This is a genomic window from Nonomuraea sp. NPDC004186, assembly GCF_053603495.1.
The window spans coordinates 59,445-80,129 of the sequence record NZ_JBSGFQ010000001.1 but is presented as its reverse complement, the minus strand read 5'-3'; the positions used below and the strand labels follow the sequence as shown (position 1 = coordinate 80,129).

General features: G+C 70.5%; 20 protein-coding genes. 18 read left to right on the top strand and 2 right to left on the bottom strand.

Going from position 1 to position 20,685, the window contains the following annotated elements:
* The first annotated feature begins 110 nt into the window (after positions 1-110).
* The 8 genes from ctaD to ACWEPL_RS00320 all read left to right on the top strand — a co-directional run bounded on the left by ctaD (position 111) and on the right by ACWEPL_RS00320 (position 9,197).
* Positions 111-1,826, top strand: coding sequence for an aa3-type cytochrome oxidase subunit I (ctaD, locus tag ACWEPL_RS00355; protein WP_363965379.1), 1,716 nt, complete (start codon positions 111-113; stop codon positions 1,824-1,826).
* Between the two features lie 33 nt (positions 1,827-1,859).
* Positions 1,860-2,093 carry a hypothetical protein gene (locus ACWEPL_RS00350; RefSeq protein WP_350722223.1) on the top strand — a complete coding sequence of 78 codons (234 nt, stop codon included), beginning with the start codon at positions 1,860-1,862 and terminating at the stop codon, positions 2,091-2,093.
* A 4-nt stretch (positions 2,094-2,097) separates the two neighbouring features.
* Complete coding sequence (gene frdA, locus ACWEPL_RS00345; protein WP_363965377.1) at positions 2,098-3,831, top strand: fumarate reductase (quinol) flavoprotein subunit; 1,734 nt, start codon at positions 2,098-2,100, stop codon at positions 3,829-3,831.
* Positions 3,824-4,558: a succinate dehydrogenase iron-sulfur subunit gene (sdhB, locus tag ACWEPL_RS00340; protein ID WP_350722219.1), complete on the top strand. Its 735-nt coding sequence runs from the start codon at positions 3,824-3,826 to the stop codon at positions 4,556-4,558. The genes frdA and sdhB overlap by 8 nt, the downstream gene beginning before the upstream one ends.
* A complete protein-coding gene (locus tag ACWEPL_RS00335; protein WP_452434431.1) occupies positions 4,555-4,938 on the top strand; it encodes a hypothetical protein in 384 nt (127 codons plus the stop codon). Before sdhB ends, ACWEPL_RS00335 begins: the two co-directional genes overlap by 4 nt.
* A complete protein-coding gene (gene frdD / locus ACWEPL_RS00330) occupies positions 4,935-5,276 on the top strand; it encodes a fumarate reductase subunit FrdD (protein ID WP_350722216.1) in 342 nt (113 codons plus the stop codon). The genes ACWEPL_RS00335 and frdD overlap by 4 nt, the downstream gene beginning before the upstream one ends.
* Before the next feature lie 176 nt (positions 5,277-5,452).
* A complete protein-coding gene (locus tag ACWEPL_RS00325) occupies positions 5,453-8,167 on the top strand; it encodes an immune inhibitor A domain-containing protein (RefSeq protein ID WP_452434429.1) in 2,715 nt (904 codons plus the stop codon).
* A 91-nt stretch (positions 8,168-8,258) separates the two neighbouring features.
* A complete protein-coding gene (locus ACWEPL_RS00320) occupies positions 8,259-9,197 on the top strand; it encodes a diacylglycerol/lipid kinase family protein (protein ID WP_350722214.1) in 939 nt (312 codons plus the stop codon).
* Positions 9,198-9,209: 12 nt separating this feature from the next.
* Here the strand turns inward: ACWEPL_RS00320 and ACWEPL_RS00315 are convergent, their stop codons facing one another.
* Both ACWEPL_RS00315 and ACWEPL_RS00310 read right to left on the bottom strand, forming a co-directional pair.
* A complete protein-coding gene (locus ACWEPL_RS00315) occupies positions 9,210-9,974 on the bottom strand; it encodes an SWIM zinc finger family protein (RefSeq protein ID WP_363965367.1) in 765 nt (254 codons plus the stop codon).
* The gene (locus ACWEPL_RS00310; RefSeq protein ID WP_452434427.1) at positions 9,974-12,949 is read right to left on the bottom strand and encodes a DEAD/DEAH box helicase; all 2,976 of its coding nucleotides are present in this window, start codon (positions 12,947-12,949) and stop codon (positions 9,974-9,976) included. Before ACWEPL_RS00310 ends, ACWEPL_RS00315 begins: the two co-directional genes overlap by 1 nt.
* Positions 12,950-13,044: 95 nt before the next feature.
* Here ACWEPL_RS00310 and ACWEPL_RS00305 point away from each other — a divergent pair, with 95 nt between their 5' ends.
* The 10 genes from ACWEPL_RS00305 (at position 13,045) to ACWEPL_RS00260 (ending at position 20,663) form a co-directional block, all read left to right on the top strand.
* The gene (locus ACWEPL_RS00305; protein WP_350722209.1) at positions 13,045-13,806 is read left to right on the top strand and encodes a methyltransferase domain-containing protein; all 762 of its coding nucleotides are present in this window, start codon (positions 13,045-13,047) and stop codon (positions 13,804-13,806) included.
* Between the two features lie 255 nt (positions 13,807-14,061).
* A complete protein-coding gene (locus ACWEPL_RS00300) occupies positions 14,062-14,442 on the top strand; it encodes a phage holin family protein (protein WP_363965363.1) in 381 nt (126 codons plus the stop codon).
* Positions 14,439-15,077 carry a DUF3618 domain-containing protein gene (locus ACWEPL_RS00295; RefSeq protein ID WP_452434425.1) on the top strand — a complete coding sequence of 213 codons (639 nt, stop codon included), beginning with the start codon at positions 14,439-14,441 and terminating at the stop codon, positions 15,075-15,077. The genes ACWEPL_RS00300 and ACWEPL_RS00295 overlap by 4 nt, the downstream gene beginning before the upstream one ends.
* A gap of 51 nt (positions 15,078-15,128) precedes the next feature.
* Positions 15,129-15,551 carry a protease inhibitor I42 family protein gene (locus ACWEPL_RS00290; protein ID WP_397365473.1) on the top strand — a complete coding sequence of 141 codons (423 nt, stop codon included), beginning with the start codon at positions 15,129-15,131 and terminating at the stop codon, positions 15,549-15,551.
* Positions 15,552-15,577: 26 nt separating this feature from the next.
* Positions 15,578-16,294 carry a DUF1838 family protein gene (locus ACWEPL_RS00285; protein ID WP_363965359.1) on the top strand — a complete coding sequence of 239 codons (717 nt, stop codon included), beginning with the start codon at positions 15,578-15,580 and terminating at the stop codon, positions 16,292-16,294.
* Positions 16,295-16,312: 18 nt separating this feature from the next.
* The gene (locus tag ACWEPL_RS00280; protein ID WP_452434423.1) at positions 16,313-16,717 is read left to right on the top strand and encodes an HIT family protein; all 405 of its coding nucleotides are present in this window, start codon (positions 16,313-16,315) and stop codon (positions 16,715-16,717) included.
* Between the two features lie 75 nt (positions 16,718-16,792).
* Complete coding sequence (locus tag ACWEPL_RS00275; RefSeq protein WP_192786257.1) at positions 16,793-17,971, top strand: histidine kinase; 1,179 nt, start codon at positions 16,793-16,795, stop codon at positions 17,969-17,971.
* Positions 17,972-18,004: 33 nt separating this feature from the next.
* Complete coding sequence (locus tag ACWEPL_RS00270; RefSeq protein ID WP_350722200.1) at positions 18,005-18,751, top strand: LytR/AlgR family response regulator transcription factor; 747 nt, start codon at positions 18,005-18,007, stop codon at positions 18,749-18,751.
* Positions 18,751-19,179: a hypothetical protein gene (locus tag ACWEPL_RS00265; protein ID WP_452434421.1), complete on the top strand. Its 429-nt coding sequence runs from the start codon at positions 18,751-18,753 to the stop codon at positions 19,177-19,179. Before ACWEPL_RS00270 ends, ACWEPL_RS00265 begins: the two co-directional genes overlap by 1 nt.
* Positions 19,176-20,663: a sodium/solute symporter gene (locus ACWEPL_RS00260; RefSeq protein ID WP_350722197.1), complete on the top strand. Its 1,488-nt coding sequence runs from the start codon at positions 19,176-19,178 to the stop codon at positions 20,661-20,663. The genes ACWEPL_RS00265 and ACWEPL_RS00260 overlap by 4 nt, the downstream gene beginning before the upstream one ends.
* Positions 20,664-20,685 lie beyond the last annotated feature (22 nt).

The following is a 20,685-nucleotide window of genomic DNA, read 5'->3' as shown; positions in this document are numbered from 1 at the left end:
GCCATGGTGGGCCGCATCCGGCGGTCCGCCGCAGGTAGCCGAATCGCGCCTGAGGCGGGCGGCGTCCAGCGGTCCGTCGCAGGTAGCACTCCGCACTGGAGGGAGCAGCCGTGACGACTGTTCGCGAGACCTCGATCGAGCAGGTCAGGCGCCGCCGCACCGGGACCGTCCTCGCCTCCTGGCTGTCGACGACCGACCACAAGGTCATCGGGTATCTCTACCTGATCACCTCGTTCGGGTTCTTCCTCGTGGCCGGCCTCATGGCCATGGTCATCAGGGCCGAGCTCGTCTCCCCCGGCATGCAGCTGGTCAACCAGCAGCAGTACAACCAGCTGTTCACCATCCACGGCACGGTGATGCTGCTGCTGTTCGCCACCCCGCTGTTCGCGGGGTTCGCGAACGTGGTCATGCCGCTGCAGGTCGGCGCGCCCGACGTGGCCTTCCCCCGGCTGAACGCGGTCGCGTACTGGATGTTCCTGTTCGGCGGGCTGATGGTGGTGGCCGGGTTCTTCACCCCGGGCGGGGCGGCGGACTTCGGCTGGTTCGCCTACACGCCGCTGTCGACGGCGCTGTACTCGCCGCAGATCGGCGGCGATCTGTGGATCATGGGCCTGGCGCTGTCGGGTCTCGGTACGATCCTCGGCTCGGTCAACTTCATCACCACGATCATCGGCATGCGGGCGCCCGGCATGACCATGTTCCGGGTGCCGCTGTTCACCTGGACCGTGCTGCTGACCAGCATGATGGTGCTGATGGCGTTCCCCGTGCTGGCCGCGGCGCTGCTGGTGCTGGAGTCGGACCGCAAGCTGGGCACGCAGGTCTTCCACAGCGAGAACGGCGGCGCGCTGCTCTGGCAGCATCTGTTCTGGTTCTTCGGCCACCCCGAGGTCTACATCATCGCGCTGCCGTTCTTCGGGATCATCTCCGAGGTGATCCCGGTCTTCAGCCGCAAGCCGCTGTTCGGCTACCTGGGGCTCGTCGGCGCGACGATCACCATCGCCGGGCTGTCGATGACCGTGTGGGCCCACCACATGTTCCCGACCGGCCAGGTGCTGCTGCCGTTCTTCTCGCTCATGACGTTCCTCATCGCGGTGCCGACCGGGGTGAAGTTCTTCAACTGGATCGGCACGATGTGGCGGGGCCATCTGAGCTTCGAGACGCCGATGCTCTTCGCCGTCGGGTTCCTGGTGACGTTCCTGCTCGGCGGGCTCACCGGGGTCATCCTGGCCTCGCCGCCGCTCGACTTCCACATCAGCGACACGTACTTCGTGGTCGCGCACTTCCATTACGTCGTCTTCGGCACGGTCGTGTTCGCGATGTTCTCCGGCTTCTACTTCTGGTGGCCGAAGATGACCGGCCGGATGCTCGACGACCGCCTCGGCAAGGTGCACTTCTGGACGCTGTTCATCGGCTTCCACACCACGTTCCTGGTGCAGCACTGGCTCGGCATGCTCGGCATGCCCAGGCGCTACGCCGACTACAGCCCGGGCGACGGCTTCACCGCGCTCAACGAGTTCTCCTCCGCCGGGGCGTTCCTGCTCGGGGCCTCGACGCTGCCGTTCCTCTACAACGTCTGGAAGACGGCCAAGTACGCGCCCAAGGTCACCCTCGACGACCCGTGGGGGTACGGCGGCTCCCTCGAATGGGCCACCAGTTGCCCGCCGCCGCGCCACAACTTCGTCAGCATGCCCCCGATCCGCTCCGAACGGCCCGCCTTCGACCTGCACTACCCCCGCGAGCAGGCGGAGCTGCCCTCAGCGGTGCAGCACGGGGTCGAGCACGACGAAGCCTCCGAGGCCGAGCCTCGCCCGGAGAATCCCGACTGATCATGAAATTTCGCCTATCTAGGGAGATCGGCGATGTCAGGCACGCGAATCCCCTTCACCCCCGAGACGGCCCCCTGCGGGAAGAAGTCCGGCGGTGAGCGCCTCGTCGACGACGACGGCTACGGCCTGGTGATCCGTGACCAGTTCTTCGACTGCGGCTGCCGCCGGATCCGGCACGAGTACCACGACGGCAGCATCCACCTGTCCGCCATCCGGCACGACGGCAAACGGGTGAAGGACCCGATACAACCCGACCACGGGAAGTGACGTAATGATCGACGTGCTCATCGTCGGAGGAGGCGGAGCGGGCCTGCGGGCGGCCGTCGCGGTCGCCGAGAGTGACCCGTCCCTGAAGGTGGCGGTCGTCTCGAAGGTCTATCCGATGCGCAGCCACACCGTCTCCGCCGAGGGCGGCGCCGCCGGGGTGATCGGCGTCGGCGACACGCTCGACGAGCACTGCTACGACACGATCTCCGGCGGTGACTGGCTGTGCGACCAGGACGCCGTCGAGGCGTTCGTGGCCGAGGCGCCCGAGGAGCTGATCCAGCTCGAGCACTGGGGCTGCCCCTGGAGCCGGGAGAGCGACGGGCGCGTGGCGGTCCGCCCGTTCGGCGGCATGAAGAAGATGCGCACCTGGTACGCGGCCGACAAAACGGGCTTCCACCTCTTGCACACCTTGTTCCAAACAACCCTGAAATATCAGGACGTGTTGCGGTACGACGAGTGGTACGTCACCAAGCTCGTCGTCGACGACGGTCGCGTCCACGGCGTCGTGGCCGTCGAGATCAGGACCGGCCGCATCGAGACCATCGCCGCCAGGACCGTCATCCTGGCCACCGGCGGCTGCGGCCGCGTCTTCCCCTTCACCACGAACGCCGCCATCAAGACCGGCGACGGCATGGCCCTGGCCTACCGGGCGGGAGCGCCGCTGAAGGACATGGAGTTCGTCCAGTACCACCCCACGGGCCTGCCCTTCACCGGCATCCTCATCACCGAGGCGGCCAGGGCCGAGGGCGGCTGGCTGATCAACAAGGACGGCTACCGCTACCTCCAGGACTACGACCTCGGCAAGCCCACGCCCACGCCGAAGCTGCGCAGCATGGAGCTGGGCCCGCGCGACCGCCTCTCCCAGGCGTTCGTGCACGAGCAGCAGAAGGGCCGCACGGTGGACACCCCGTACGGCCCGGTCGTCTACCTGGACCTGCGCCACCTGGGCGAGAGCAAGATCGACGCCCGCATCCCGTTCGTACGCGAGCTGTGCCGCAGCTACCAGAACCTCGACCCGGCCACCGACCTCATCCCGGTGCGCCCGGTCGTGCACTACATGATGGGCGGCGTCCACACCGACATCGACGGCGCCACCCCCGTCGCCGGGCTGTTCGCGGCCGGGGAGACCGCCTGCGTGAGCATCAACGGCGCCAACCGGCTCGGCTCCAACTCGCTGCCCGAGTGCCTGGTCTTCGGCCGCCGGGCCGGGATCGCCGCCGCCGAGTTCGCCAGGTCGCACCGGGACGGCGAGCCGGCCGCCGTGCGGAGCCAGGGGGCCGACGAGCGGCGCCGGTTGGAACGCGTCCGGGAGGGCAGCAGCACCGGTGAGCGGATCGCCGACCTGCGCGAGGAGATGCAGCACACTCTGGAAGGGGCCGCCGGCATCTACCGCACCGGCGACGTGCTCACCAAGGCCGTCGACACGCTCGCGGAGCTGCGCGAGCGCGCCGAGGAGGTCCGCATCGACGACACGAGCACCGCGTTCAACACCGAGCTGATCAACCTGCAGGAGCTGCACACCATGCTGGAGGTCGCGCAGACCATCGTGGCCTGTGCGCTGAACCGGCAGGAGTCGCGCGGCGCGCACCAGCGCACCGACTTCCCGGCCAGGGACGACGCCGCCTACCTCGCGCACTCCCTGGTGCACCGCGCACCCGACGGCACCCCGTCCGTCGGGCTGCTCCCCGTGACGATCACCCGCTGGCCTCCGGGAGAAAGGGTGTACGGACGTGACTGATGGGACGGCGACGATCAGGGTCGAGGTGGCCCGGTACCGGCCCGGCGAGGACGAGGAGCCGGTGTTCCAGGGGTACGACGTGCCGCTCATGGCCGACTGGGCGGTCCTCGACGGCCTCAACCACATCAAGGACCAGCTCGACGGCAGCCTGTCGTACCGCTGGTCGTGCCGGATGGGCGTGTGCGGCTCGTGCGGCATGACCGTCAACGGTGAGCCCAGGCTGACCTGCGGCACCTTCCTCACCGAGTTCGGCGCGGGCCCGATCAGGATCGAGCCGCTGAAGGGCTTCCCGGTCATCAGGGACCTGGTCGTGGACATCGACGGGTTCCTGGCCAAGCTGTCGTCCGTGCGGCCCTGGCTGATCAGGGAGGGCGAGGAGCTGCCGCTGACCGCCGAGTACGCCCAGACGCCCGAGCAGCTGGAGGCGTACAAGCAGTACAGCATGTGCATCAACTGCCTGCTCTGCTACTCGGCCTGCCCCGTCTACGTGCTCGACCCCGACTTCCTCGGCCCGGCCGCCATCGCGCTCGCCCAGCGATACAACCTGGACTCGCGCGACATGGGCGACCGGTTCGACGTGCTCAACCAGGAGGACGCCGTCTGGGGGTGCACGTTCGTCGGCGAGTGCACGCGGGTCTGCCCCAAGCACGTGGACCCGGCCGAGGCCATCCAGCGCTACAAGCTGACCGCAGCCCTGCGTTCGGTCCTGCCGTGGAGCAGGCGATGACGACCGCCTACCGCCCGCCGCGCGACAACCTCTGGTTCGTCCGCAGCCGCCACTGCGCGGTGTTCGTGCTGCGCGAGCTGACCAGCGTCTTCGTGGCCTGGTCGATCGTCTTCGTGCTGATGTTCGCCGACGCGGTGCGCGGCGGCACCCTGCAGGAGTTCGCCGCGCTGGCCGCCCGGCCGTGGATGATCGCGATCAACGTGCTCGCGCTGGCCGCGACCGTCTTCCACACGATCACGTTCCTCAACCTCGCCCCCAAGGCCACGGTCGTCCGCCTGGACGGCTGGCGGGTGCCCGCCTGGATGATCCAGGGCGGCAACCACTCGGCGTGGGTGGCGATCTCCCTCCTGATCGCCTACTTCGTCCTGAGGTCGCCATGAGACGCACTCTGGAGCCGTACCTGTGGCTGCTCTTCAGCGGCGGGGGAGTGGTGGCGGCGCTCGTGCTGCCGGTGCTCGTGCTGCTCTTCGGGGTGCTCATGCCGCTTGGCGTGGTCGACTGGCCCGCCCCCGAGCAGCTGCGCGCGCTGCTCGACCCCGTGCCGGTACGGATCGCGCTGCTCGGGGTCGCCGTGCTGTGCCTCTTCCACGCCGCGCACCGGATCAGGTTCACCAGCGAGGAGGTGCTCGGCATCGCCAGGTTCGACCTGGTCATCGCGGTGATCTGTTATGGCGGCGCCGTCGCGGGCGGGATCGTGGCCGGGCTCATATTGTTCTGATTCCTTATGCCAACGGTGCGCTAAATGTCCCCCTTTGATCACATTTCAACGACGTACTTTACTATTCGTTGAAGCACCCTCTAACGTCCGGCATTGCACACCCCTATGGCCATGCGCCCGGCGACCCCGGGCAGAGAGGGTTCCTGGTGCCCAGCACGAAGCGCTTATTAGCAGCATTGCCGGCGGTCGCCCTTCTCGGCGCCGCCCTGTCCGCGCCCACGGCTCAGGCGGCGTCCGTCGCGAACTACGAGCCCACCGCCGCGGACTACTACATCAACTACGCTCCTCCGGCGGTCGAGAAGGACCCGCAGGAGCCGTCGGTCAACGACAAGAACCAGCGCTCGCTCAGTCCGGCACAGAAGTTCGACCGCAAGTTCACCAGTGGAAATCCGGCCGCCGGCCGCATTCTCGCCGCCCGCGAGAACGAGGCCATCAGGACCGGCCGCAATCCCGCTGAATGGATTTTCAAGAACTCCAAGCAGACCCGCACGGCCAAGCTCCTGACGATCCTCGTCGAGTTCAACGAGCAGGCCAACGACGACTTCTCGGGCTTCAACCGGCCGCGCACGACCGACAGCGACGCGAACGACTGCGTGGTGGAGCCGCCCGGCACGCTCAAGAACGGGCCCCTCCACAACAAGATCCCCAACCCGGCCACGCTGCCGCACAAGGACAACAACTCCTTCTGGGTCAAGGACTTCAGCCCCGAGCACTTCAACAAGATGCTCTACACCGACAAGGGCATCACCGAGCGCGTCCGCCCCGACCTGAAGGACCCGCGCGACGGCAAGCCCGGCATCGACATCTCCGGCTACACGATGAAGAAGATGTACGAGGAGATGTCCAAGGGCGCCTACTCCGTCACCGGCTCGGCGGCCGGCTGGATCAAGGTCCCGCACTCCGAGGCCTGGTACGGCGCCGCGGCCTGCGGCGCTCCTCCGCAGGACATGTCCGGCCACCCCGACAACCCGCGCGGCGCCCAGCAGTTGCCGATCGACGTGGTGGAGAGCCTGGTCAAGGCCCAGCCGAGCTTCCCGTGGGCGGACTACGACGTCGAGGACGTCGCCGACGCCGACGGTGACGGCAACTTCAACGAGCCCGACGGCGTGATCGACCACCTGGTGCTGGTGCACGCCGGCAAGGACAAGTCGTCCGACGGCGGCGCCGAGGGCACGTACGCGATCTGGGCCCACTCCAGCGCGGTCGCCGGCGGTTACAAGATCCCCGGCACCGACAAGAAGATCTCCAACTACATCGTGCAGCCCGAGGACTCCGGCGTCGGCGTCTTCGCCCACGAGTACGGCCACGACCTGGGCCTGCCCGACCTGTATGACACCTCGGGCCAGGCCAGCTCGGCCGTGGACTTCTGGGACCTGATGTCCAGCGGCTCCCACTCCGGCCCGATCTTCCAGTCGATGCCGTCCCACATGGGTCTGTGGGACAAGTGGGTGCTCGGCTGGGCGAACCCGAAGACGTTCAACCCGGGCGACGCCTCCAAGATCGTCACGGTCGGGCAGTCCTCGCGCACGCCCAAGCTCACCGAGGACGGCGTCCGGGTCAACCTGGCCTCCACGCCGCTCAAGATGATCGACCCCCACAGCGGCTCGAACGCCTGGTGGAGCGGCCTCGACCAGGACTGGGCCAACCTCACGGTGACCCGCGACCTGCCAGTCCCCGCCGGCACCGATCTCAAGTTGTGGATGTGGAACAACTACGTGATCGAGCAGGACTGGGACTTCGGCTTCGTCGAGGTCTCGACCGACGGCGGCCAGACCTGGGCCCAGCAGAAGGTCTTCGACGAGGCCGGCGCCGAGGTCAGCACGCCCGACGACTATCCGGACCCGAACAACAACCTGCACGCCTTCGGCGAGAAGAAGTACGGCCTCACCGGTGACAGCGGCGGCTGGCGGCACGACTACGTCAACCTGACGCCGTTCGCCGGCAAGACGATCAAGCTGCGGATGACGTACAACACCGACGCCGCCTTCCAGGAGCGCGGCTGGCACGCCGACGACTTCCAGCTCACCAACGGCGGCACGGCCGTGTGGAGCGACGACGTCGAGAACGGCGACAACGGGTGGAAGGCCGTCGGCGGCACGTTCACCAACACCAGCGGCACCGGCTGGACCCGCAACAACGGCAGTCGCGAGATCTCCCGGTTCTACCTGGCCGAGTGGCGCAACTTCGACGGCTTCGACAAGGGCCTGCAGTACGCCTACGACACCGACTACTCCCGCGACGGGGCGTGGAAGGTGCAGAAGCTGAAGTACAACGCGCCGGGCTTGCTGGTGTGGTACCGCGACTCGACGTTCATCAACAACAACGTCGGCGACACCCTGCGGCTCCCGCCGAGCCTCGGTCCCAAGGGCAGCCTGCTGGTCGTGGACTCGCACTTCGACCCGCTGCGCCGCACGGGGACCGCGGCCGAGAAGGACCCGACGCTGCAGAAGAACCTCCAGGGACGCGTCCAGTCGTCCAACGCCGCGTTCGGGTTCGGCAAGACGTACCCGTTCAAGGAGTGCCTGGAGGCGGCGGACGAGCCGTTCAGCGCGTACTGCACGGACCTGCCCGCGCAGAAGGGCGTCCCGGCCTTCACCGACGCGAAGACCTGGTACCCGGGCCTCGAGCTGATCGGCAGTGGTCTCTACTACCGTGACTTCGACGCCTCGGCGGTCGTGCCGTCGAAGGGTGACCAGACGTACAGCAGCCGCGTGGTGCACCAGGACGGCACCCCCGCCACGGAGCTGTACGGCCAGGTGGCCGCCGGCTCGGTGCTCGGCACCGGCAACCCCGGTGACGAGGGCAAGGCGCTGGGCGTGCAGTTCAAGCTGGTGAGCCCGCTTCCGGGCAACCTGGGCGCCATCGTCCAGGTCGTCCCGCCGAAGAAGTAACGATCAAGAAGGCCGCCGGGGTGTCCCGGCGGCCTTCCGCGTGCCGGCGGCCGACCCTAGGCAGCGCGGTCTGCACCTACCATTGATGACCATGAGCGAATTGCGCACCAAAGACGAGCACACCGAGGCGATCCGGAGAGATCGCAAGGTGGCAGTGGTGGTGAACACTCGCTCGCGCCGCGGCCGCCGCCACTATTTCGAGGTGATCGAGCAGATCCACAACCTCGGCTTCGAGCCGCTGGTGGAGCTGTCGGTCTACAACCCCAAGCGGCTGCGCGAGCTGCTCGACGCGGCCCTGGCCACCGAGCCCGACCTGCTCGTCGTGGGCGGCGGCGACGGCACGCTCTCCTCGGCCGTGCGCCATGTGGCCCACCGCGACGTGGCGCTCGGGGTGCTCCCGCTGGGCACCACCAACAACTTCGCCCGCAGCCTCGGCCTGCCGCTCGACCTGGCGGGGGCGATCAGGGTGTTCGCCGAGGGCAAGGTGGCCGACATCGACCTGGGGATGGCCGACGACCGGCCGTTCGCCAACCTGGCCAGCTTCGGGGTGTCCGTCGAGGTGGCGGGCAAGGTCAAGCCGTGGCTCAAGCGCATCGTGGGGCGCCCGGCCTACCCGCTGACCGCTCTGACGATCCTGCCGGGGCACACGCCGTTCCGCGCGTACATCACGGTCGAGGGGCAGCGCCACGAGCTGCTCACCCACCAGCTCAACATCGCCAACGGCCGCTTCCACGGCGGCTGGCAGGTGGCCAAGGACATCAGCATCGACAACGGCATGCTGGTGGCCTACCAGCTCGGTTCGGGCAAGAAGCTGCGCCTGCTCGGCGAGACGCTGATCAGGGCGACCACCGGGCGGTGGCGCAGCATGGCCGGCGGGCCGTTCGTGGTGGGGCGGGAGATGCTGCTGGAGACCGACCCGCCGATGGCGGCCGACGTGGACGGCGAGGTACGGCTGCGCACCCCGATCCGGCTGCGCGTGGTCCCCAACGGCGTGCGCGTGATGGTGCCCTCCTCCTTCGAGGACCGCTGACCACCCGGAGCCTCAGGAGCCGGCGAGCCGCCGGTACGCCGGGGTGAGCGCGCGGGCCAGGTCGGCGGGCGGCGGGAAGACGCGCAGGAGCAGGTCCGGGGCGGCGGCCGCGGGGCGGCGCTCGGGCCGGTGCGCCGTGGCGCCGGGCGCGTAGAAGTCGGCCAGCCGGTCGGCGAACGGCACGTCCCGCACCTCCAGCCTGGGCGCGTCCTCCGCCAGCGAGCCGAGCAGCTGCTCCCGGGTCCGGCCGCGCCAGGCCAGCACCAGGAACGGGTCGTCGTCGAACGACTCGGCCAGCAGGTAGAGCACCGCCGACAGGTGCTTGCACGGGAACCCCCAGTCGGGGCACGAGCAGTCCATGTCGAGATCGCGCGGGAACAGGTCGATCCCGAGCGCCGCGAACAGCTCCTCGATCTCCGGCGGCATCTCTCCCGCCAGCAGCTTGGCCCGGTGGACGGCCTGCTCGGCGATCGCCTCCTCGATGACGGCCCAGCGCCGCTCGTCGTACGCCTCGATCCTGACCACGATCGCGTACGGCTCCCGCCGCGAGCCCTGGACGGCGGCCCTGACCTCGCCGGGGGACAGGTCGATCGACAGGACCTGGCCCTGGCGCGCGTAGGCGCGGCCCCGCGAGAGCCGGCCCTTGTCGCAGACGCGCTCCAGGATGTCGATGAAACGCCTGGACCACCACGTGGAGCCGATGGTCCCGCGCTGGGTGCGGGCCCTGATGCCGCCCTCGACCTTGATCGGCCTGGTGGCCTGGAACCAGTCCGGCACTATCCGCCCACCCCCTCCGCCGTGAGCCTGAACACCTCGCGCAGCTCCTCCGTCGACAGGTCCGTCAGCCAGTCCTCCCCGGTGCCCACCACCCGCTCGGCCAGGGCCTTCTTGCGCTCGATCATCTGGTCGACGCGCTCCTCGAGGGTGCCCGCGCAGATGAGCTTGCGCACCTGCACGTTCTTGCGCTGCCCGATGCGGAACGCCCGGTCGGTGGCCTGGTCCTCGACGGCCGGGTTCCACCAGCGGTCCACGTGGACGACGTGGTTGGCGGCGGTCAGGTTGAGCCCGACCCCGGCCGCCTTGAGCGACAGCACGAACAGCATCGGCTCCTCGTCGTTCTGGAACCGGTCGACCAGGCGGTCGCGGGTCTTCTTCGGCAGGCCGCCGTGCAGCCACAGGACCGTGGTGTCGAGCCGCTGGGCGAGGTACGGCTGCAGCATGGTGCCGAACTCCGCATATTGCGTGAAAAGCAGGGCCTTTTCGCCTTCGGCCAGGATTTCTTCGGACAGCTGCTCCAGCCGGGTGAGCTTGCCGGACCGGCCCGCCAGGCGGGAGCCGTCCTTGAGCAGGTGGGCCGGGTGGTTGCAGACCTGCTTCAGCTTGGCCATGGTGGCCAGGACCAGGCCGCGCCGCTCGATGCCCTCGCTGTCGTCGATCTTGGCCAGCATGTCGTCCACGACCGCCTGGTAGAGCGTGGCCTGCTCCGTGGTGAGCGGGCACCACTCCTTGACCTCCAGCTTCTCCGGCAGGTCCGAGATGATCGACTTGTCGGTCTTGACGCGGCGCAGGATGAACGGCCCCGTCGCCCGCTTCAGCGCCCGCGCGGCCTGCTCGTCCTGCTGGGCCTCGATGGGCTCCTGGAAGCGGGTCCTGAACCGCGAGCGCGGCCCCAGCAGCCCCGGGTTGGCGAACTCCATGATCGACCAGAGCTCGGCCAGGTGGTTCTCGACCGGGGTGCCCGTGAGGGCGAGCCGGCCGCCGGCGGGGATCGAGCGCACGGCCTGGGCCTGGAGCGTGCCGCTGTTCTTGATCGCCTGGGCCTCGTCGCACACGACCCTGCGCCACTCGTGCCGTTTGAGCGTCTCGAGGTCGCGCTGGGCGGTGCCGTACGTGGTGATCACCAGATCGGCGCCGGGGATCAGCGCCGCGTCGCGCCCGCTGCCGTGGTGCACGTAGACGCGCAGGCCGGGCGCGAACCTGGCGGCCTCCCGCTGCCAGTTGCCGACCAGGGACATCGGGCAGACGAGCAGCGTGGGCGCGCCGGCCCGCTCGTGGACGAGCAGGGCCAGCGTGGTGATCGTCTTGCCCAGCCCCATGTCGTCGGCCAGGACGCCGCCCAGGCCCAGCTCCGACAGGAAGCTGAGCCATGCCAGGCCGCGCTCCTGGTAGGGCCTGAGCGTGGCGTCCAGCCCCGCGGGGGTCGCGATGGGCGTCAGCCGCCGCTCGGCCTGGCCGGACAGCAGGTCGCCGAGCACGCCGTCGGCGTCGATCTCCAGCAGCGGCAGCTCGGCGTCGTCCTCCTGCACCACGTGACGCAGGAGGTCGGCGGCGCTCGCCTCCCCCGTACGGGCGCCCTCCACGGCCCTGAGCGCGGCCTTGAGCTGCCGGTCGTCCAGCTCCACCCACTGGCCGCGCACCCGGACCAGCGGCACCTTCAGCCGGGCCAGCTCGGCCAGCTCCGCCTCGCTGATCGTCTCGTCGCCCACCGCCAGGTCGATGCGGAAGTCGACCAGCTCCCGCATGCCGAACCCCTGCCCGGTGGCCGCCGTCTGCGCCTTGGCCCTGGTGGTCAGCTTCAGGCCCAGCCTCGTACGCCCGGCCCAGCGGGGCAGCTGCACCCCGAACCCGGCCGCCTGCAGCAGGGGCGCGGCCTGCCGCAGGAACCCGAACGCGCCGGCCGTGTCCAGCGCCAGCTCGCTCGGCGTGGGCCCGCGCAGGGCGCGGTCGAGCTCCGGGTAGAGCCGGACGGCCCGGCCCAGCCCGGCCAGCAGGTCGCGTTCGGGCCTGCCGGGCAGCCCCGTCACCGTCTCGCCGGTCCAGACGTGGGCCGCGGGGACGTACAGGCTGGGGTCGTCGGCGGCCTGCAGCGCCAGCTCGACCCGCCAGTCCTCGGTGTCGGCGGGCTCCAGCAGCCGGAAGCACACCCGGGTCGCGCCCTCGGCCGACGCGACGCTCTCGTGCCACCGCTCCAGCTCCTCGCGCAGCCCGGGCAGGTCGGGGCACTGCGGCGCGGCGCCGGTCAGGGCGGCCAGCCAGCGTTCGTGCAGCGTCCTGGGCCGGGCGACCAGCGGCTCGGTGAGGGTCTGGCGGACGAGGGCGTCGGCGAACGTCTCAAGGGCGTCGAGCAGGACGCCGGCGGACGGCCGCTCGACCTGGGAGGTACGGCACGCGGGCGGCATGGCCAGCGCCAGCTCCCGGAAGTAGCCGGCGTCGGCCCCGGTCACCACCGGCCGCCACACGGCCCGCGCGTCGGCCTCCGGCACGGCCCACATGGCCATCGAGTCCTCGGGCTCACGGCCACCCGCAGAGGAAGGGACGAGCTGGGGGATGACGCGGCCCCGGCGTACGAGGTCGCGGGCGAAGGCCGCCACGGCGGCCCAGTGGCGCATGGTCGCGGTGCCGGTGTGCCCGTCCAGCACGTGCAGGGCCTCCGAGACGGTCGGCACCACGACGGGGACCTGCCAGAGGCGCAGCCGCGGCCGGGTCGTCTCCGCGAGCCGGCCGGTCTCCGGCGAGGGCAGCGGCTCCTTGGCCGAGCCAGGCAGGAGCAGCTCCAGCGTCCGTGACGGCGGGTCGTCGAGGCCGAGCGCGGCGGCGACGCCGGACGCGGGGGAGGCGAACGGGTGGGGCGCGGGCCCCGTCGGATGGCGCTGCGGCCGGCGCGGGGCGGCCCCGGAGGACGCGTCGCCGGCCTCGGCGATCTCCGCCCAGAAGGCGAGCCCGCCGGCCGCCCAGACCCCGTGTACCAGCACCCCGGCAGGCTACCGCGTCGGCGGCTCCCCGCCGCCGCGCCTGCGGCCGGGGGCCCGCGAGGAGGGGAAGATCGGGTCCGCCTAGGATCCTGCACATGAGGTTCTCAGGGGCAGAGGGCAGGTGGGCGGCCCGGTTGGGGGCGCTGCGGGACGTTGTCCGGCAGGACCTCGTCACCCGCCAGCTCGCCGCGCACCTCCCCAAGACCCCCTGCCGCATCCTCGACGTGGGCTCCGGCCAGGGCACGCAGGCGCTCAGGATGGCCGCCAGGGGCCACCACGTCACCGCCCTCGACGCCTCCCGCGACCTCCTCCGCCTCCTGGAGGCCGGGATCCAGCCGGGCATGAGCATCCGGACGGTCCAGGCCGAGGCAGGGCGGCTGCGGGAGCTGTTCGGGCCGGGGAGTTTCGACATCGTCCTGTGCCACGGCGTGCTGATGTACTTCGACGACCCCGACCCGCTGCTCGCCGACCTCGCCCGCCTCCTCGCGCCAGGCGGCCGGCTCTCGCTCCTCGTCCGCAACGGCGACGCCCTCGCCATGCGCAACGGGCTCATGGGCGACTGGGCGGGGGCGCTGCAGGCGTTCGAGGGCACCGGTTACGTCAATCGGCTCGGCGTCCCCGCCAGGGCCGACCGGCTCGACGAGCTCACGCGGCGGCTGGCCGTGCAGGGGCTGGAGGTGCCGCAGTGGTACGGCGTGCGGGTGTTCTGCGACGCCGCGCCGGACGGAGCGCCCGTCCCCGAGGAGATTGACGAAATTCTGGCGGTGGAGGAACGCGCGGGCCGGACCGACCCCTACCGGAGGGTGGCGGCGCTAATCCACCTCATCTGCGCAAGAGGTGAGGAAAGGCTTATATAAGCCCCACCTGAAGTTGTAGCATATTGGTATGAACCCTCCCGGATCGTGGTGTGAGCGGCCCAAGCCGCAGGCTCCCTCGTGCGAGCTCCCCTCTCCGTGGAGCAAGCCCAAGCAGCCAGACAATTGGTGCGAAGTGCAGAAAGACCCGGTGCTGTCGGCCCTCGGATTTCTGCTCAAGGTCGCCAAGCGGTAAAACCGCATGATAGAAGGCCGTTCGTTTGGGTAGTCGCCTTCCTCAGCGAGGAGGCGAACGTTGTGAACGACACCCACAAGCTGGTCAACGACCTCTCCGAGCAGTTCTCCAGGCTCGTGAGGGACGAATTCCGCCTGGCGAAGATGGAGCTGGCGGAAAAAGGCAAGCGCGCGGGCTTCGGAGCGGGGCTGTTCGGCGCGGCGGGAATGGCCGCGTTCTTCGGCGGCGCCGCACTCGTGACCACCGTCATTCTGCTGCTGGCCCTGGTCCTGCCGGCGTGGGCCGCCGCCGCCATCGTGGCGGGCCTGCTCTTCGTCATCGCCGCGCTGCTCGGCCTGGTCGGTAAGGGTCAGGTGCGACGCGCCGGGCCGCCCGTCCCGTCGGAGACCATCGCGAGCGTCAGGGCCGACATCGACATGGTCAAGGAGAGGGCGCGGCGATGAGCGAGACCGACCCTGGATACAGCGAGCAATATGCCGGAAACGTCGGCGCCCGCAGGCAGACTGTGGGCACGCCGACCGAACGCGAGTCCATCAACGTGCCGCCGACCAGGCCGGGCGCGGCCGAGAACGCCCGGCGGGTGGAGGAGGAGCGGACGGCACACGAGACATTCGCCCCCGAACCCCCTTACGACGACGAGCGTGCCCAGGCCCTGGAACGGGAGTGGGCCGAGGCGGAGTCGCCGCGTCATCACCACCACAGCAGGACGCACCACACGCGTGAGACGGCACGCGGGACAGGTCACCACGAGGAGGGCAACGTGCGCAAAGAGATCGAGGAAACCCGCAGGGAGCTGGGCGAGACCGTCGGGGCGCTGGCGGCCAAGGCCGACGTCAAGGCCAGGGCCGCCCATGTGGCCGAGACCGCCAAGGACAGGGCCGCGGGCATGGCCGGATCCGTCAAGGAGAAGGCGTCCGAGGTGGCGGGCAAGGTTCGCGAGGGCACACCGCACCAGGTGAAGGACGCCGCCGGGCAGGCGCGCAAGCGGCCCGTGCTGCTCGTCGCCGCGGCCGGCGCCGTGATCGCCTTCGTCGTCCGCCGCATGATGCTGCGGCGCAACCGCCACACGCGCCGGTAGAAGGGGACGGGTACGGCCGGCGCCCGCACTGGCAGATACCCTGCCGTGGTGATGCGTCGAACGATCGCCGCCGCCACGCTCGCCCTGCTGGCGGCCGGGTGCGGCGGAGGCTCAGCGGTGAGCGACTTCGGCACGGTGGTCAAGGGCGCCAAGGGCACCACCGTGCCCGTCGAGCTGCGCCCCGGCCAGCGCTTCTCGCTGGCCGTCGCCGACAACCCGTCGGTGGGCGACGAGTGGAAGCTGGTCGCCGTGCCGGACCCGAAGGTCGCCTCGTTCATCAGCGAGGAGCACAAGACCGAGGGCGGCGGGGTCGGCGCCGGGGGCACGACCTACTTCGTCTTCAACAGCAAGCGACCGGGCACGACGGAGATCAAACTGTACGACTGCTGGCGGTGCGGCCAGGCCACGACGCCACCGGACGAGCAGAGCAGGCAGCAGTCGGGCGAGGCCGTCTTCACCGTATCGGTCAAGTAGAGCGCCGCCCGGTTACTGTGGGGATCATGGATTTCATCCGGGTGCGCGCCTCCTCCGACGGCGCGGAGACCATCTCCTATTGGACCGGCGACGTGTACGGCTGGCAGGACGACGGCGGGCCGCACCACCTGTTCGGGTTCGAGGGGCTGAACGTGGCCAGGGCGGTCGAGGCCGACGGCGGCTGGCAGCTGCTGACCAGGGAGGCCGCCCTCTACCTCGACCCGAAGACGAGGGAGGTGCTCGACACCTGGGACAACCCGCTCACGGAGCGGACGGTCGAGGTGCAGCACGTCTTCAACGACCCGGTCAACCAGCGGCTCGGCGCCTACCCGGTGCCGACGACCCGCCTGGGCGACCAGGTGGTCTACAACATCGACATCCGCCTGGCCTACCCCTCGCCCCTGAAGGTCGCCGACTACCCCGACAACTCGGCGAACGACACCTACCGGGCGATGGAGCTGTTCCAGTTCTTCGCCTCGGCCAAGGACCTGGACTCGGGCGTGCCGGACGTGCCGTGCGTGTTCTCGTGGTGCCGGGTCTCGCCGTGGTTGCCGTGGATGGCGATGGGGCAGCGCGCGGGCGGGCTGGTCTACCACTGCCGGGGCGCCAAGGTGGCCGAGGTGCCGCAGCGGCTGCGCGAGCGGGTGGGCGAGCACTTCCTGCACGCCCCCGCCGAGTGGTCGGCGCCCAACGTGACGAGCTGGACGGCCTTCGCCGAGCGGGCGGGGCGGCCCCGCGGATGAGGCGGATAGGGTCGGGCGGTGAGCACTGACCTGTTCTGCGAGATCATCGCGGGTGAGCGATCGGCGACCATGGTCCACTCCGACGAGGTCGCGGTCTCGTTCCTGGACGTCCGGCCGGTCTTCAAGGGGCACGTGCTGGTGGTGCCGAGGATCCACGTGGAGACGCTCGCCGACCTGACCGACGTGGGGCCGTTCTTCGAGCGGGTGCAGGCCGTGGCCCGGGCGGTGGAGGAGGGGCTGCAGGTCGCCGGCACGTTCGTGGCCATGAACAACCGCGTCAGCCAGAGCGTGCCCCACCTGCACGTGCACATCGTGCCGCGCAACAGGAAGGACGGGCTGCGCGGCTTCTTCTGGCCGCGCACCAAGTACGACTCCACCGAGGAGGCGGAGTCGTACGCGGACCTGATAGCCAAGGCACTGTGAGCGAAGCGAGCCAATGGACACGGGAGTTGCTCAGAGGACCGACGAAGGAGGGCCTCTGAGTTAAGCTCTGGCGGCGTGGAGTACGTGGTGGGCGTCGCCGTGGTCGCGGTGCTCGTGAGCGTGCCCGCGATCGTGCTCTGGCGGGTCATGCGGGGCCGTCGCGAGCTGGGCACCAGCCCGGCGGAGCGGGCCACGTTCGAGACCCTGCACACCGCCTCGCTGGCCGGTCCGCCGCTGCGGGCCGGGCTGACCGCCGACGGCGCCGAGCGGGCCTCGCGGCACCTGCGCGCGCTGCTCGGCTCGGCCGCGCTGGCCATCACCGACGGTGAGCGGCTGCTCGTCTACGACGGCGCCGGCGAGCACCACGCCGACCAGGCGTTCGAGCACGCGGCGGCCACCTTGAAGGACGGCCGCACCCAGGTGCTGACCATCGACTGCGAGCTGCTCGAATGCCCGATCCGCCAGGCCGTGGTGGTGCCGCTCACCACCGACGACCGGGTCGTGGGAGCCCTGGCCGCCTACGGGCAGGACGCCTCCGCCGGCCTGGTCAGGGCCGCGCAGGAGGTGGCCGGGTGGGTGGACTCGCAGCTCGAGCTGGCCGAGCTGGACCGCTCGCGCACGCTGCTCATGGAGGCCGAGGTACGCGCGCTGCGGGCGCAGATCTCGCCGCACTTCATCTACAACTCGCTCACCACGATCGCCTCCTTCGTGCGCACCGACCCGGAGCGGGCCAGGGAGCTGCTGCTGGAGTTCGCCGACTTCACCCGCTACTCCTTCCGCCGGCACGGCGAGTTCACCACGCTCGCCGAGGAGCTGCGCTCGATCGACCGCTACCTGATCCTGGAGCGGGCCAGGTTCGGCGACCAGCTCCAGGTGACGCTCCGGATCGCGCCCGAGGTGCTGCCGGTCGCGGTGCCGTTCCTGTGCCTGCAGCCGCTCGTCGAGAACGCCGTCAGGCACGGCCTGGAGAGCCGCAACGGCGTCGGCCGCATCACGATCATCGCCGAGGACGCCGGGGCGGAGTGCCGCATCAGCGTCGAGGACGACGGGCTCGGCATGGACCCCGACCGGCTGCGCCGCATCCTCGCAGGTGACATCGCCCCCACGGGCGGCGTCGGGCTGGCGAACGTGGACGAACGGCTGCGCCAGGTCTACGGCGACGAGTACGGCCTCGTGGTCGAGACGGCCCAGGGAGCGGGCACCAAGGTCAACATCAGGTTGCCGAAATATCACCCAGGCGTCTCTGCCCGTTGACCTCGATCTTTCTTGTCGGTTTTATCACTGTCTATGGCGCAACTACGGGTCCTCGCGGTCGATGACGAGCTGCCTGCCCTCGAAGACCTGTCGTACCTGCTGCGTGCCGACCCCCGCATCGGCGAGGTGGCCACCGCCAGGGACGGCGCGGCGGCGCTGCGGCTGCTCGACCGCGCCATCGCCGACGGCCGGCCGATCGACGCGGTCTTCCTCGACATCCGGATGCGCGGGCTCGACGGCGTGGTGCTGGGGCGGCTGCTGTCGCAGTTCGCGAACCCGCCCCGGGTGGTGTTCGTGACGGCGTACGAGGAGCACGCCGTGGACGCGTTCGAGATCAAGGCCGAGGACTACCTGCTCAAACCGGTACGCCCGGAGCGGCTGGCGGAGGCGATCCGGCGGGTGGCGGTCTCGGCCGACGTGCCCGCGGAGGCGGGGGAGACCGACACGATCCCGGTCGAACTGGGCGGGGTGACGCGGTTCGTGTCCAGCGCCGACGTGATCTACGTCGAGGCGCACGGGGACTACGCGCGGCTGCACACGGCGACGGGCAGCCATCTGGTGCGCATCCCGCTGGCCACCCTGGAGGAGCGGTGGGCCTCGGCCGGGTTCGTCCGCGTGCACCGGAGCCATCTGGTGGCCGTCAAGCACATCGAGGAGTTGCACATCGACTCGGGCAAGTGCACGGTGCGGGTGGGGGACACCGAACTGCCGGTCAGCCGCCGCCACACGCGCGAGCTGCGCGACCTGCTGGTGCGCAGAGCCAGAAAGGCGAGGTCCTGATGAGCCCCGAACCGCGTCCCGGGCGCCGGGCCCCGCTGCCCCGCGCCGAGGCGTCCCGGCGCGAGACCCTGCGCCGGGTGGCCGTGGTGAGCCCGCGTACGGCCGCCGCGCGCCGGCCCCGCTACCCGGCCACCCGGGAGATCGACGAGCAGACCAGGCTCGGCGAGGTCTACATGCGCTCGTTCCTGCGCACCCAGGTCCGGCTGGCGCTCTTCGTCTGCACGGTGCTGGCGTGCGTGGTCGGCGGGCTGCCGCTGCTGTTCCTGCTCATCCCCGAGCTGCGCTCGGTCCACCTGCTCGGCGTCCCGCTCCCGTGGGCGGTGCTCGCCGGGCTCATCTACCCCGCCTTCGTCATCGGCGCCTGGCTGTACGTGCGCCAGGCCGAGCGCAACGAGCGCCACTTCGCCGAACTGGTCAAACGCCGATGAGCCTCACCGCGGTGCTGATCGTGGTGGTGGCGGCCGTGCTGATCGGGGCGTTCGGGATCAGGGTCTCCCGCACCACCTCCGACTTCTACGTCGCCTCCCGCACCGTCAGCCCGCTCTGGAACGCCTCGGCCATCGGCGGCGAGTACCTGTCGGCGGCCTCGTTCCTGGGCATCGCCGGGCTCATCCTGTCGTTCGGCGTGGACATGCTCTGGCTGCCCGTCGGCTGGACCGGCGGCTACCTGGTGCTGCTCGTGCTGGTGTCGGCGCCGCTGCGGCGCTCGGGGGCGTACACGCTGCCGGACTTCGCCGAGGCCAGGCTGGAGTCGATGGCCGTGCGCCGCACCGCGAGCGTGCTCGTCGTGCTGATCGGCTGGTTCTACCTGATGCCGCAGTTCCAGAGCGCGGGCCTGGTGCTGCGGGAGATCACCGGCGCGCCCGTGTGGGTCGGCGGCCTGCTGGTCGCGGTCGTCGTGGCGGTGAACGTGCTGTCCGGCGGCATGCGGTCGATCACGTTCGTGCAGGCGTTCCAGTACTGGCTCAAGCTGACGGCGCTGGCCCTGCCGCTGGTGTTCCTGCTGATGGCGTGGAAGGCCGACGGCGCGCCCGCGGTCGGCCCGCAGGACGCGGCCACCTGGCAGGTGCCGCTGGCCGGGGGCAAGGAGTACGGGCTCTACTCGACGTACTCGCTGATCCTGGCCACGTTCCTGGGCACCATGGGGCTGCCGCACGTACTGGTGCGCTTCTACACCAACCCGGACGGCCGGGCCGCCCGCCGCACGACGCTGGTGGTGCTGTCGCTGCTCGGGGCCTTCTACCTGATGCCCGCCGTGTACGGCTGGCTCGGCCGCCTCTACGCGCCCGACCTGGTCCGCACGGACACGGTCGTGCTGACGCTGCCCGCGCGGATGGTCGGCGGCACGCTGGGCGAGCTGCTGACGGCGCTGGTGACGGCGGGGGCGTTCGCCGCGTTCCTGTCCACGTCGTCGGGGCTGACCGTGTCCGTGGCGGGGGTGATCGCGCAGGACCTGCTCAAGGGCAGCGTGCGCTCGTTCAGGATCGCCACGCTGATGGCGGTCGCGGTGCCGCTGGCCCTGGCGCTGTGGGCGCGGGCGCTGCCGGTGGCGGACGTGGTGGGGCTGGCGTTCGCGGTGGCGGCCTCGTCGTTCTGCCCGCTGCTCGTGCTGGGCATCTGGTGGCGCCGCCTGTCGACCACGGGGGCGCTGGCCGGGCTGTTCGTGGGCGGCGGGCTCGCGTGCGCGGCCGTGCTCGTCACGATTGTCGCCGGTCCGTACGACGGGCCCGCCGGCGCCTTGCTGGGCCAGCCGGCGGCGTGGACGGTGCCGATCGCGTTCGCGGTGATGGTGTCGGTGTCCTTCCTGACCCCGCACCGCGTGCCGCCCGGGGTCGCCAGGACCATGGTCAGGCTGCACACCCCGGAGGACCTCGACCTCGACCGCGGCGACTGGCGCCCCCGCTCGTCGTGACCCCACCAGTGACCCCGCCAGT

Bases quoted from the DNA above. Each gene is read 5' to 3' on its own strand.
- ACWEPL_RS00270 (WP_350722200.1), top strand. From the start codon at position 18,005: ATGGCGCAACTACGGGTCCTCGCGGTCGATGACGAGCTGCCTGCCCTC.
- frdD (WP_350722216.1), top strand. From the start codon at position 4,935: ATGAGACGCACTCTGGAGCCGTACCTGTGGCTGCTCTTCAGCGGCGGG.
- ACWEPL_RS00320 (WP_350722214.1), top strand. From the start codon at position 8,259: ATGAGCGAATTGCGCACCAAAGACGAGCACACCGAGGCGATCCGGAGA.
- ACWEPL_RS00265 (WP_452434421.1), top strand. From the start codon at position 18,751: ATGAGCCCCGAACCGCGTCCCGGGCGCCGGGCCCCGCTGCCCCGCGCC.
- ACWEPL_RS00295 (WP_452434425.1), top strand. From the start codon at position 14,439: ATGAGCGAGACCGACCCTGGATACAGCGAGCAATATGCCGGAAACGTC.
- ACWEPL_RS00335 (WP_452434431.1), top strand. From the start codon at position 4,555: ATGACGACCGCCTACCGCCCGCCGCGCGACAACCTCTGGTTCGTCCGC.
- frdA (WP_363965377.1), top strand. From the start codon at position 2,098: ATGATCGACGTGCTCATCGTCGGAGGAGGCGGAGCGGGCCTGCGGGCG.
- ACWEPL_RS00285 (WP_363965359.1), top strand. From the start codon at position 15,578: ATGGATTTCATCCGGGTGCGCGCCTCCTCCGACGGCGCGGAGACCATC.
- ACWEPL_RS00350 (WP_350722223.1), top strand. From the start codon at position 1,860: ATGTCAGGCACGCGAATCCCCTTCACCCCCGAGACGGCCCCCTGCGGG.
- ACWEPL_RS00305 (WP_350722209.1), top strand. From the start codon at position 13,045: ATGAGGTTCTCAGGGGCAGAGGGCAGGTGGGCGGCCCGGTTGGGGGCG.
- ACWEPL_RS00290 (WP_397365473.1), top strand. From the start codon at position 15,129: ATGCGTCGAACGATCGCCGCCGCCACGCTCGCCCTGCTGGCGGCCGGG.
- ACWEPL_RS00260 (WP_350722197.1), top strand. From the start codon at position 19,176: ATGAGCCTCACCGCGGTGCTGATCGTGGTGGTGGCGGCCGTGCTGATC.